Genomic DNA, 11548 nt, shown 5'->3' with positions numbered 1-11548 from the left:
AATGCGTATCGTCCCGCCTCGGTCGCCCGCGTTCGACCGCTTGCCACGCCGTTCGGCGACATCGCGTCATTTCGCTTTCCCAAAGTAAGGCACAATGCCGCCTGCAAAGGCTGTGAAGCGCGCTTCGACCGAATCGCCGATCGCAAGATCGTGGTCGCCATGGGCCATCATGCGAAAGCCCTCCCGCATATCCACCAGCACGATGTTGTACGGCACATGCGCGCGCGTCTCCGGCGTCGCGGCACGGCAGACCAATGACGCCGCGTAGACGGTGCCCTCGCCGCCCGCTTCGTGCTCGGTGAGCGCGGGCGAGCCGCAGGCCGCGCAGAAGTCGCGGCGGAAATACTGCACGTGGGCGCAGCACGCGCAGCGCTGATAGCTGATCGCCGCAAAGCCCTTGGTCCAGTCGGCCGATTCGCTCATCGCACCCGCTCCCAGAACATGCTGACATGGGACGACAGCACGCCACCATCACCATGCAGCAAGGTCAGCGTGGCGTCGCGCACCTGACGGTGACCCGCCCGCTCCGTCATCTGCAGATGTGCCTCGCTGAGATGCGCCATCGCGCCGCCGACGCCGCAATGGCCGTAGCTCAACAGCCCGCCATGGGTGTTGAGCGGCACCGCACCGTCGCGGCTGAAATGGCCGGCCCTCACACGCGCCGCAGCCTCGCCGCGACCGGCGAGGCCGAGGTCCTCGAGCAGCATGCACAGCGTGATCGTGAAGCTGTCATAGACGGCGGCATAGTTGATGTCTGCGATCGCCACGCCGGCAGCAGACTTGGCCTTTGCAATCGCGATCTCGGCGCCGAGCTCGCTCAAGGCGGGTGCCGCCGTGACGTGCTGGTGGGTGTGCGCCTGGGCGCAACCGCGCACGCGCACGGCGATGGCGCCGGTCGGCTCGCGGCTGACGATGATGGCGGCGCCGCCGTCGGACACCGGGCAGCAATCGAGCAGCTTCAGCGGCCGCGCCACCGGCTTCGACGCCATCACCTCGGCAACGGTGATCGGCTCATGGAATTGCGCGCCGGGATGGTCCAGCGCATGCGCGCGCATCAGCACGGCGAACTCGGCGAGATCCTGCTCGGTGACGCCGTGCTCATGCATGTAGCGCGAGGCGACGAGGCCGTAATAGGCGGGGATCGTCGGCCCGAGCGGCAGCTCGTAGTCGGGATGACCGACCTGGGCCAGCGCCTGGATCGAGACATCGCGGCTCTGCCCGGTCAGGCGATTCTCTCCGGCGACAACGAGCATATGCTTGACCACGCCGGCCTCGACGAGGTGATGCGCCAGCATCACCATCGCCAGCCCGGTGGCGCCGCCGACCTGGACGGCGTGGGCATAGGATGGCTGGATGCCGAAATGCTCGGCGAACATGGTGGCGAGCATGATGTGCGGCGACACCGTCGAATAGCCGCACAGGATGCCGTCGATGTCGCGACGGGTGAGCCCGGCATCGTCGAGCGCAAGCTGGGCGGCCATGCTCATCAGGTCGAGCGAGGAGCGGCCGTCATGCCTGCCGAACGAGGTGAGGCCGGTGCCGGTGATGTAGGTCATGGTGCAACGCGCTCCGCCGTCATTCCGTGGCGCGCGTCAGCGCGAGCTACGATGCGCAATTGCGCATCGTAGCTCGCCCTTCGGGTGCCCCGGAATGACGCGTGGAGAGAGCGCGTGCATGTCATGATCAGAGCCATCCTCAATACGATTTCGGCAGGCCGAGGACCTTCTCGGCGATGAAGCTCAGGATCAGTTGCGGGCTGATCGGGGCGATGCGGGGGATCAGGGATTCGCGCAGGTAACGCTCGACGTGATACTCGCGCGCATAGCCGAAGCCGCCATGGGTCATCACGGCCTGCTCGCAGGCCTGGAAGCCGGCCTCGGCGGCGAGATATTTCGCAGCGTTCGCCGCCGGGCCGCAGGGCATGCCCTGGTCGTATTGCCAGCCGGCCTGCAGCACCATCAGCCAGGCGGCTTCCAGCTCCATCCAGTTCTTCGCCAGGGGATGCTGGATGCCCTGGTTCTGGCCGATCGGGCGATTGAACACGTTGCGCGCCTTCGCATAGGCCGACGCGCGCGACAGCGCGAGATGGCCGAGCCCGACGGCTTCAGCGGCGATCAGGATGCGCTCCGGATTCATGCCGTGCAGGATGTAGTCGAAGCCGCGCCCCTCCTCGCCGAGGCGATCCTCGACCGGAATCTCGAAATCCGCGAAGAACAGCTCGTTGGAATCGACCGGCTTGCGGCCCATCTTCTCGATCTCGTGCACCGTGATGCGGCTGCGATCGAAGTCCGTGTAGAACAGGCTGAGCCCGTGGGTCGGACGCTTCACCTCCTCCATCGGCGTGGTGCGCGCCAGCAGCAGGATCTTCTCGGCGACCTGCGCGGTCGAGATCCACACCTTCTGGCCATTGACGACGTAGCGGTCGCCCTTGCGCACCGCGCGGGTCTTGAGCTGGGTGGTGTTGAGGCCGGTGTTGGGCTCGGTCACCGCGAAACAGGCCTTCTCGCTGCCGTCGACGATGCCCGGCAGCATGCGCGCGCACTGCTCCTTCGTGCCGAACACAACGACCGGGTTGAGCCCGAACACGTTCATGTGGATTGCCGAGGCGCCGGACATGCCGGCGCCGGACTCCGAGATCGCGCGCATCATGATCGCGGCATCGAGAATGCCGAGACCGGAGCCGCCATACGCCTCGGGAATGCAGATGCCGAGCCAGCCGGCATCGGCCAGCGCCTTGTGGAAGTCGAAGGGGAAGCCGCCCTCCTTGTCCTTCTTCAGCCAATAGGCATCGTCGAAATCAGCGCAGATTTTCGCGACCGCATCACGGATCGATTCCTGGTTGGCCGAGAGCGCGAAATCCATCGTCTCACTCCTTGGCAGGCGCCGGCGTCGTTGCACCGTCGCGGATCATCGCAGCGATCTCCTCACCCGAGAAACCAAGCTCGCGCAGAATCTGCTCGCCATGCTCGTTCGGCCGCGCCGCCAGACGTTGCGGCTCTGCCTTGGTCTCGGACCAGGTTGCGGAGACGCGGGTGCTGCGGATCGGGCCTTCGGTCGGATGGTCGACCACGGGAAAGAAATCGGTCGCCACCAGGTGCGGATCGTCCAGCAGGCTTTCGAGATCGTGCATCGGCATCACCGGCACATCGGCCGCATCCAGCAGTGCCGTCCACTCGGCGGTCGTGCGCGTCTGAAAGATGCGCGCGAGCTCGGCATAGACCAGATCGATATTGGCGGCGCGGCTCGCGAACGTGTTGAACCTGTCATCCGCGCGCAGGTCGGTGCGGCCGGACGCGGTGAAGAAGGCGTCCCATTGCTTGTCGTTGTAGACGATCACGCAGATGTAGCCGTCGGCGGTCTTGTAGGGCCTGCGGTCGGGCGACAGGTGGCGCGGATAGCCGCCTCTGTCGAGCGGCGGCTCATAGGTGAGCCCGCCCATGTGGTCGCCCATGATGAAGGCCGACATGGTCTCGAACATCGGCACGTCCAGGCGCTGGCCGCGCCCGGTGCGGTCACGATGCACGAGGCTCGCACAGATCGCGCCCACGGCGGTGAGGCCGACGATGCGGTCGACCAGCGCATTGGGCACATAGCGCGGGGTGCCGTCGCCGGCGACCGCCATCAGATGCGACAGCGCCGCCCCGCCCTGGATCAGGTCGTCATAGGCGGGCTTGGCCGCATAGGGCCCGTCCTGGCCGAAGCCGAACACGCCGGCATAGACGAGTCGCGGATTGAGCACCGAGACCACGTCGTAACCGAGGTTCAGCCGGGCCATCGCCTGCGGACGGATGTTGTAGAGCAGCACGTCGGCGTCCTTGACCAGCCGCAGCACGGCCTCGCGCCCCCTGGGCTTCTTGAGATCGAGGCAGATCACGCGCTTGCTGCGGTTGGTATTGAGATAGACCGGGCCCATGCCGGGATGGTGCCACGGGCCGATCTTGCGGGTGACGTCTCCTTCCGGCGATTCCACCTTGATGACGTCGGCGCCGTAATCGCCGAGGGTCTGGGCGGCATACGGCCCCATCAGCACGGTGGTCATGTCGATGACCTTGATGCCCGCAAGCGGTCCCATCGCGGCGTGTGCTCCCTCGTTCCCTGTTGTCACCGGAGCTAACGGCACCACGGGTTCCGGAGCAAGCCGCCGCGTGCGTATGGAGCCATGCGTCGGGCCTTTCTGCCGCAACATTCCGCCGCGCGGATCACGGAACGATAGCCGCTGCGTTGCACCAGATGTTCCCTGCGGCGAGGCGCATTCTGCGATTCCCTTTCGCCGCTCTTGTGTGTCAGCATGCTGGTCCAACAATCGAAAAACACCACATCGGGAGAACGCTCATGACGCTTTATCAGGGCAAATGCTTCTGCGGCGCGGTCGAGCTCGAGACCGACGGCGAGCCGGAGGCGATGGGCTATTGCCATTGTTCATCCTGCCGCTCCTGGTCGGCTGGTCCCGTCAACGCCTTCACCTTGTGGAAGCCGGCAAATGTGCGCGTGACCAAGGGGGCGGATGCGATCGGTACCTATCACAAGACCGACATGAGCCATCGCAAATACTGCACGCGCTGTGGCGGGCACCTGATGACCGACCATCCGCCGCTCGGCATGATCGACGTCTATGCCGCGACGCTTCCGACGCTGAAGTTTGCGCCCGGCGTCCACGTCAATTACGCGGAGAGCGTGCTGCCGATCAAGGATGGCCTGCCGAAGCTGAAGGATTTTCCGGCGGAGTTCGGCGGCTCCGGCGAGATGATGCCGGAGTGAGGCAGGCCTAAGATCAGTCGTAGCCCGGATGAGCGCAGCGACATCCGGGGTCACACGCGCCGTGTCGATGAACCCGGATGTCGCTGCGCTCATCCGGGCTACGCGCTCGCCGGCGGCGAGGTGATGCGGCCATGAGGCAAGGTCTTCGTCCAACAGTGCGCAAGCATCCATGGCCTCGCGACAGGATCTGTCCGAGCTTTGCTGATCGAGCCCGCCCTCTCCGAGAGAGAGGGCGCAGGGAAGGCCGGGTGCCGACTGGCACCCGTGGCCCCCGTGCGAAAGAAAGCACGGGGAGAGAACCACAGGTTCAGCCGGATCAACCCGGCCCTCCCTGCGCGATGGTCTTCACGCTTATATCGCGCTCTCCTCGGTGCACCGGGCTCTTTGGCCACCGTCGCCGGCTGGATCATCACGCCCCGCCGGCTTGGCATCAGCGTCGGGATGCCGGGACCACGCGACTTCACGTCCGCGCCACGTCGTTCGTCCGCGCAGGCTAGCTACGCTGCGACATGTCGCGGCCACCGCATCCCACCTCAACGTTCGTGACGATCGCGAAGCGCCCCTCGTGGCGAAGCAGGATGGCGACACTCAACCACATTTTCTGGAAAAACGAAAGTTAAATATTTTTCGCGACAGGACTGGACAGCCAAATCAGCCTTGAACGGACGGGTGAAATTCGCCGATTGGCGCAGCGCGTAGCCCGGATGAGCGTCAACGACATCCGGGTTCACACGCGCTGCGCGGCCGGACCCGGATGTCGCTTCGCTCGTCCGGGCTACGCACTGTTGCCTCCGGCCGGTGCGTGATCGATCACGCCGCCTGCGGCCATCCTTCGAGACGCCCGCCTACGGGCGGGCTCCTCAGGATGAGGACCAACTACGCCACGCCATCTCGTCAGACCCTCATGGTGAGGAGCGCCGCGAGCATCAGCAGGCTCATCCAGGCGAGCCCTCCGAGGAGCGGCGCGTCTCAAACCATGAGGCCCGGCTCTGTGCCGGTACGTGACGGTCTCGGCGGCGCGATCAGTTCACCCCTGAACACTCAACGCCGCCCGCTGCGGCACCAGTTCAGGCGCGGCATCCGGCGGCCGCCGGTCGAGCTCCTCGATCATGCCGCGCGCGATCTCCCGTTCGCCCATGATGACGACATCCGCCCCCAGCGATTTGAGATGATCGACCTCGGCATCCGAATGCGCCCGCGCGACGATGCGCAAAGCAGGATTGGCACTGCGTGCCTGCTCGACGATCTGTCCCGCTTCGAACGCTTCGGGAATGGCGATGACGAGCGCATGCGCAGCCGTTGGATTGGTGGCGCGCAGCACGTTGCTGCGCGCCGCGTTGCCGATGATGGTCTCGACGCCGGCGCTTCTGAGCTGCTTCAGGATGTCGTCCGACGTCTCCACGGCGAGGAAGACGTGCCCGCGCTGCTGCAGGGCCTCGCCGACGAGGCGCCCCACGCGGCCATAGCCGACGACGATGGTGTGGTCGCTCAGCCGCGTCACCGGGATGTCGGCCGGCGGCGGCGCGGCCGGCGCGGATGGATCGGCACGGCGTTGCTCCAGCCGCGACAGCAGCCAGTCGAGCGCCGCGAACAGCAGCGGATTGAGCATGATCGAGATGATGGCGCCGGCCAGGATCAGGTCGCGGCCCGCCTTGGGAAGAAGATTCGAGGCGCCGCCAAGCTCGGCCAGGATGAAGGAGAATTCGCCGATCTGGGCGAGGCTGGCCGAAATCGTCAGTGCGGTCGAGACCGGATGGCGGAAGGCAACGACGATCAGGAACGCCGCGGCTGATTTGCCGAAGATGATGATGAACAGCGTCGCGAGCAGCGGCCAGGGCTCGCGCATGATGCTCGCCGGATCGAACAGCATGCCCGCCGAGACGAAGAACAGCACGGCGAAGGCGTCGCGCAACGGCAGCGATTCCTGCGCGGCGCGCTGGCTCAGCGGCGACTCGCCGAGCATCATGCCGGCGAAGAAGGCGCCAAGCGCGAGCGACACGCCGAACAGCTTGGTCGAGCCGAAGGCGACGCCGAGCGCGATCGCCAGCACCGCCAGGCGAAACAGCTCGCGCGAGCCGGTGTGGGCGATGTAGTGCAGGATCCACGGGATCAGCCGCCGGCCGACCACCAGCATCAGCGCCATGAACACGCCGATCTTGACGAAGGTCAGCAGCAGCACGCCGGTCAGACCGAGGCCGAACCAGGCGGCGAGCGGGTCGGCGGTGAGCGCCTCGCCATTGCCGTTGGAGAGGCTGGCGAAGGCCGGGATCAGCACCAGCGCCAGCACCATCGCGAGATCTTCGACGATCAGCCAGCCGACGGCGATGCGGCCGCGCTCGGTGTCCATCAGCCGCCGCTCCTGCATCGCGCGCAGCAGCACCACGGTGCTGGCGACCGACAGAGCGAGACCGAACACGAGGCCCGCGCCGATCGACCAGCCCATCATCCAGCCCAGCGCCATGCCCATCAAGGTGGCGGCGGCGATCTGTACGATCGCGCCGGGCACGGCGATGGCGCGCACCGACATCAGGTCCTTGAGCGAGAAATGCAGGCCGACGCCGAACATCAGGAGGATGATGCCGAGCTCGGCGAGCTCGGTCGCCAGCGCCTGGTCGGCGACGAAGCCGGGCGTGAACGGGCCGACGGCGACGCCGGCGAGGAGATAGCCGACCAGCGGCGGAAAACGGAACCGCTGCGCCAGGGCTCCGAAGACGAAGGCAAGGCCGAGGCCTGCGACGATGGTCGCGATGAGAGGTGTGTCGTGCGGCATCTGAACTTCTTGCACAGGTCGGGCGCCGATGCACCGCGACCAAGTGAGGCAGAGTTCCGGCGGTTTCAGACAGACAAGCTGTGGAACCTTCGGCGGTACGTCGAATCCATGATGAATGATCGCGCGGGTTCCGTATGATCGGCGTCGACAGCACGGGGACCGCCAGCCAATGCCCGCCGATCTCGTCCAGCCGTTTCGCGCCTTCGCCTACAACAATGCGTGGGCCAATCACCGCCTGCTGACCGCCTGCGGCCAGCTCAGCGCCGAGGAATTCGGCGCCGACCGCGCGGGTTTCTTCCCGAGCCTGCAGAAGACGCTGAACCACATCTACATCATCGACCTGTTCTACATCGATGCGCTGGAGGGCGGCTGGCTCGGCCCGATGGCGTGGCAGGATCAGATCCCGTTCCCGCGCCTGCCCGACCTCGTCAAGGCGCAGGGCGCGATGGACCGCCGCCTGATTTCGTTCTGCGAGGCGCTGACGCCGGCGCGGCTCGACGACACCGTGCGGATCAACCGCGAGACAAGGGTGCAGAACGAACGCTGCGACCGCCTGCTGCTGCATCTGTTTCAGCACGACATCCATCATCGCGGCCAGGCCCATGCGATGCTGTCGAGCACCTCCGTCAAGCCGCCGCAGCTGGACGAGTTCTTCCCGGCCGACGATGCGGCCTTGCGAGCCAGCGAGTTCAGCGCGCTCGGCTTCAGCGAGGAGAAGGTGTGGCGGAGCTGATCGGGCCATAGGGTGGGCGAAGGCGATGCTTGGCTGTCTCCTCACGGGCGATCACAATGGCGCCGTGCCCACCATCTCACTCTGAGTGCGCCGAGCTGGGCGACGTTCTCTGGACCGCGCAGCAAAACATACGCAGCTTGCAGGACCAGGCGCATATGAGCGGCCCGGCGAGTGCAGGACGGAGCCCACGCACGCCGGACCGCCCACAAGCTGGCGGGTACGCGACAAGCCGACGCGCGTGCGCCAGCTCCGTCACAGCCTGCTGCAAACCTCCATGCAGGCGGCCTGCATCGGTGCGGGCAAAACCTTGCAGCCGGCCGCACACAACTGCTTCAAATCAAGCGACGGCGTGACCCGGGATCCAAAATCCACGGCAACGGTGTTGCCGCTTCTTTGAACCGGGGTGTTCTGGATCGGGAGTTTCATCGGCATTCTCCTTTGGATGGTTAATCGAAGACCACGCTAGCCGGTGACGGCCGGACCTCTGCCGTCACCATTCGAAGATGCAGAAGGAGCCCAACGGTGTGTTGATTTTACCAAAACACCAAGACGGCTGGATCTGGGGCTTCGGCGTCGCAGACTGTGGCAGTTGCCGGTCTACGGGCTTACTCTGATTGGGCAGTCTCATCTGACGATCCTTTCCTGTTGTGACCGGTGCGGGACTTCCGGCCGCGTTGACACAGCACCCGCTCCCGCTACGGGTATCGTGGCGCATGCGCCGCGATCAGTTCGGCCAGTCGCATTGCGACTTGCACATCGATCGTGCCGGCTCGGGCAAGCGGTTGCAGGCGATCTTGCAGGCCGCGGTGTCTTTGTCAGACGCGGCGAGGTGCGGAACGAACATCGTGGTGGCCGGTGTTCTCGTGACCGGTGCAGCTTGGGTGGGCAGTCTCATGGCTTCTCTCCGTTGCTGGGACAGGCGCGGCCGACGTGTCGGCCGCGGAATTGGCGATCAGGGTTGCGACGCCGTCTGTCAGGACAGGCAGTCGACGCAGGAGGTCTGGCCGAGCGCCGCGAAGCAGGCAATGCAGGCTTCCGGGCCGACGAGGCAGGTGTCGGCGCACAGTCCGACTGCGGCGGCGCAGGCCGCAGCCTTGTACCAGGGGCAGTCCGACGGCTGCAGGCCGCCGGACAGGCGGTCCATGCCGAGGTTTCGCGTCACAGGGATGGTCTGGCTGGGCAATCTCATCGTCGTCTCTCCTCTGCTTGCTTGTGGTCAGTGATAGATGGTGGAATTTGCGTCAGCGCGGGCGGCAGTCGCGCTGGGCCCAGCCGCGGGCCGGGCCGATGCTCACCGGCATGCTGTCGGTGACGTCGACGGTCAGCTTGATCACCTGGTCCGACTCCAGGACGTTCTTCGGATTGAAGAAGCACAGCTTCACGTCGTAGCATTCGGAATCGACGCGGCAGATCGGGCTTCGCTCGACGCAGATCGTGTCGAGCTCGTATTCCGAGGTGACCCGCTTGTGCGCCTCGAGCGACTGCACCAGGTTGGTCGCCGAGAAATTGAGGGCGCGGTCCTCGCCGGTGAGGCCGAGATTGCGCAGGTCGTAGTAGACGCGGAAGATGAAGGTCCTGATCGCCTGCGTCTGCGCGTCGAACGCGCTCCGTGCCGCGGCCTCGTCCGGACGCGGCCCCATCACCCGCTCGACCAGGGCCTTCGACGACCAGGCGAACATGCCGAGCGCGCGCGGGACGACCACCGGAACGACCTGCCCCGAACGAAGCCGCATGCTGCCGGCGATGATCCCGGGCACCGAGACCAATTCGACCACGGCATCCGGATCGTTCTGCTTCGGCAGCTGATCCGCCAGCGTGCTGACCAGGAACTCGTAGATCTGGTTCGCAAACGGGCCCGCCGGCTGGATCGCGTAGATCGGCGTCTGGTCCAGCTTCAAGAGCCAGGTCAGCGACGCCGCTTCGAACTGGAAGTCGTTCGAGCGGAGATAGGCGATCATGTTGGCATGAAGCTCGGGCTGGTTGGCACCCGCCGGCATATGCTGGATGAAGGTGTCGCGCCGGGCTTCGCTGGCGAACTCATAGTCGAGCTGGCCGAGCGCAAACACGAGCGCGGGTGCCTGCTGGCCGCCGCCGCAACCGCAGCCCCCACCACCGCCACCGCAGCTGCACTTGCCGCCGCCGCATGAGGGTACAACTCCGCCGCCCCGCGGCGTCGACCGCGCCGGCATCACACCACGGGCCGCGACCGCCGATGGTGCGAGCACGTCAGCAGCGGCAGATGACGGTGCGTCTTCCGACATATGCACGCCACCGCCGGCCCGCTGCATGCTCGGCTCCACTTGCACCGGCACGAAGGTCTCCTGCAGCGAGGACTGCGTCGCCTCGCCGAATTCCATTGCATCTTCCGTCATCGCGTCGTCTCCCTCTGTGATGGCCCTGATGGCCGCATCGATATCGAGGACTCCGGCCAGTGATCTGCGGCAGTCGGTGGAGTCCGTTGGCACGCATGGCGTTGCGTTCTGCAGGACGGCGGCACGGATCGCCTGCGGGTTCGGGCTTTCGCCGTGCGCGACCTGCCGGCTCGCGAGCAGGCCGACCAGTCCGGAGACAAAAGGCGCAGCGAAGCTGGTGCCGCTCTTGCGCGTGGTGCCGCCACCGGGCACCGCCCCCAGCACATCGGCGCCGGGTGCGAGAATTCCCTGGGTGCGGTAGGCTTCACCCCAGTTGCTTGATGAAAGCGGTGCGCCTGCCGGGTCCATTGCGCCGACCGCGAGCACCGAGCGGGCCGCGGCAGGAACATGCAGGCAATCGCAGCCATCATTGCCGGCGGCTGCCACGATCAGGATGTTGCGCCTGGCGCAGGTCTCGATCGCCTGGGCCAATACCGGCGCAGGCTCACCCGACCGCGTCAGTTCTCCGCCGCTGATGTTGATCACGTGCGCACCATTTTCGGCGGCCAGCAGAATCGCCCGGGCGAGATCGAGCTGAGAGCAGCCGAGATGATCGTTTCGCCGATCGGATGCGAAGACGGGGATGAAGAGACCGCGGCAGCGCGGCGCGACGCCTTCGACGTCCGAGCCCGGCTGGCCGAAGATGATGCTGGCGACGTGCGTGCCATGCGCCAGCGCCGGCCCGCACGCCTCGCCCGGCGGCAGCAGGGCATTCACGACCGTGACCTGCGCACCCGCAAAACAGGGATGCGTCATGTCGACCGGCCCGTCGAGCACCGCAATGCAGATGCGGTCATCACCCTGGCCGAGATGTGCGTATGCTTCGGCGTTGTGCACGGGACATGTCTCCGCTGAACGATTGACTCAGGGCAGCTA

General features: G+C 66.1%; 11 protein-coding genes. 2 read left to right on the top strand and 9 right to left on the bottom strand.

Features of this window, described 5'->3' with window-relative positions; genetic code table 11:
- Positions 1-66: 66 nt before the first annotated feature.
- The 4 genes from LQG66_RS01470 to LQG66_RS01455 all read right to left on the bottom strand — a co-directional run bounded on the left by LQG66_RS01470 (position 67) and on the right by LQG66_RS01455 (position 4072).
- Positions 67-423: a Zn-ribbon domain-containing OB-fold protein gene (locus LQG66_RS01470; protein ID WP_231322625.1), complete on the bottom strand. Its 357-nt coding sequence runs from the start codon at positions 421-423 to the stop codon at positions 67-69.
- Entirely contained in the window at positions 420-1556 is a 1137-nt protein-coding gene (locus LQG66_RS01465) for a thiolase family protein (protein WP_231322623.1), read from the bottom strand. The genes LQG66_RS01470 and LQG66_RS01465 overlap by 4 nt, the downstream gene beginning before the upstream one ends.
- 139 nt (positions 1557-1695) lie before the next feature.
- On the bottom strand, positions 1696-2862 hold the full coding sequence (locus LQG66_RS01460; protein WP_231322621.1) for an acyl-CoA dehydrogenase family protein: 1167 nt from the start codon (positions 2860-2862) through the stop codon (positions 1696-1698).
- Positions 2863-2866: 4 nt separating this feature from the next.
- Complete coding sequence (locus LQG66_RS01455; RefSeq protein WP_231322620.1) at positions 2867-4072, bottom strand: CaiB/BaiF CoA transferase family protein; 1206 nt, start codon at positions 4070-4072, stop codon at positions 2867-2869.
- Between the two features lie 260 nt (positions 4073-4332).
- Here LQG66_RS01455 and LQG66_RS01450 point away from each other — a divergent pair, with 260 nt between their 5' ends.
- Complete coding sequence (locus tag LQG66_RS01450; protein WP_231322618.1) at positions 4333-4758, top strand: GFA family protein; 426 nt, start codon at positions 4333-4335, stop codon at positions 4756-4758.
- A 1027-nt stretch (positions 4759-5785) separates the two neighbouring features.
- Here LQG66_RS01450 and ybaL read toward each other — a convergent pair.
- On the bottom strand, positions 5786-7528 hold the full coding sequence (gene ybaL, locus LQG66_RS01445) for a YbaL family putative K(+) efflux transporter (RefSeq protein ID WP_231322616.1): 1743 nt from the start codon (positions 7526-7528) through the stop codon (positions 5786-5788).
- Positions 7529-7697: 169 nt separating this feature from the next.
- Between ybaL and LQG66_RS01440 the strand changes: the two genes are divergently transcribed.
- The gene (locus LQG66_RS01440; protein WP_231322613.1) at positions 7698-8261 is read left to right on the top strand and encodes a DinB family protein; all 564 of its coding nucleotides are present in this window, start codon (positions 7698-7700) and stop codon (positions 8259-8261) included.
- 252 nt (positions 8262-8513) lie between these two features.
- On the opposite strand, the gene LQG66_RS01435 is transcribed toward LQG66_RS01440, so the two are convergent.
- The 4 genes from LQG66_RS01435 to LQG66_RS01420 form a co-directional block, all read right to left on the bottom strand.
- Positions 8514-8687 carry a hypothetical protein gene (locus tag LQG66_RS01435; protein WP_231322610.1) on the bottom strand — a complete coding sequence of 58 codons (174 nt, stop codon included), beginning with the start codon at positions 8685-8687 and terminating at the stop codon, positions 8514-8516.
- A gap of 298 nt (positions 8688-8985) precedes the next feature.
- Positions 8986-9156: a hypothetical protein gene (locus tag LQG66_RS01430; RefSeq protein ID WP_231322607.1), complete on the bottom strand. Its 171-nt coding sequence runs from the start codon at positions 9154-9156 to the stop codon at positions 8986-8988.
- A 78-nt stretch (positions 9157-9234) separates the two neighbouring features.
- A complete protein-coding gene (locus LQG66_RS01425) occupies positions 9235-9450 on the bottom strand; it encodes a hypothetical protein (protein WP_231322604.1) in 216 nt (71 codons plus the stop codon).
- Between the two features lie 52 nt (positions 9451-9502).
- Complete coding sequence (locus LQG66_RS01420; protein WP_231322601.1) at positions 9503-11509, bottom strand: PatA/PatG family cyanobactin maturation protease; 2007 nt, start codon at positions 11507-11509, stop codon at positions 9503-9505.
- Positions 11510-11548 lie beyond the last annotated feature (39 nt).

The organism is Bradyrhizobium ontarionense, assembly GCF_021088345.1.
Lineage (GTDB): Bacteria > Pseudomonadota > Alphaproteobacteria > Rhizobiales > Xanthobacteraceae > Bradyrhizobium > Bradyrhizobium ontarionense.
Note: the sequence above shows the minus strand (reverse complement) of the source record. Positions and strands in the feature narration are given on the sequence as shown.

What these genes read in the sequence shown, in the direction of transcription:
- LQG66_RS01430 (WP_231322607.1), bottom strand. Translation starts at nt 9,156, where the DNA reads ATGAGACTGCCCACCCAAGCTGCACCGGTCACGAGAACACCGGCCACC.
- LQG66_RS01450 (WP_231322618.1), top strand. Translation starts at nt 4,333, where the DNA reads ATGACGCTTTATCAGGGCAAATGCTTCTGCGGCGCGGTCGAGCTCGAG.
- LQG66_RS01440 (WP_231322613.1), top strand. Translation starts at nt 7,698, where the DNA reads ATGCCCGCCGATCTCGTCCAGCCGTTTCGCGCCTTCGCCTACAACAAT.
- LQG66_RS01465 (WP_231322623.1), bottom strand. Translation starts at nt 1,556, where the DNA reads ATGACCTACATCACCGGCACCGGCCTCACCTCGTTCGGCAGGCATGAC.
- LQG66_RS01435 (WP_231322610.1), bottom strand. Translation starts at nt 8,687, where the DNA reads ATGAAACTCCCGATCCAGAACACCCCGGTTCAAAGAAGCGGCAACACC.
- LQG66_RS01425 (WP_231322604.1), bottom strand. Translation starts at nt 9,450, where the DNA reads ATGAGATTGCCCAGCCAGACCATCCCTGTGACGCGAAACCTCGGCATG.
- LQG66_RS01455 (WP_231322620.1), bottom strand. Translation starts at nt 4,072, where the DNA reads ATGGGACCGCTTGCGGGCATCAAGGTCATCGACATGACCACCGTGCTG.
- ybaL (WP_231322616.1), bottom strand. Translation starts at nt 7,528, where the DNA reads ATGCCGCACGACACACCTCTCATCGCGACCATCGTCGCAGGCCTCGGC.
- LQG66_RS01470 (WP_231322625.1), bottom strand. Translation starts at nt 423, where the DNA reads ATGAGCGAATCGGCCGACTGGACCAAGGGCTTTGCGGCGATCAGCTAT.
- LQG66_RS01460 (WP_231322621.1), bottom strand. Translation starts at nt 2,862, where the DNA reads ATGGATTTCGCGCTCTCGGCCAACCAGGAATCGATCCGTGATGCGGTC.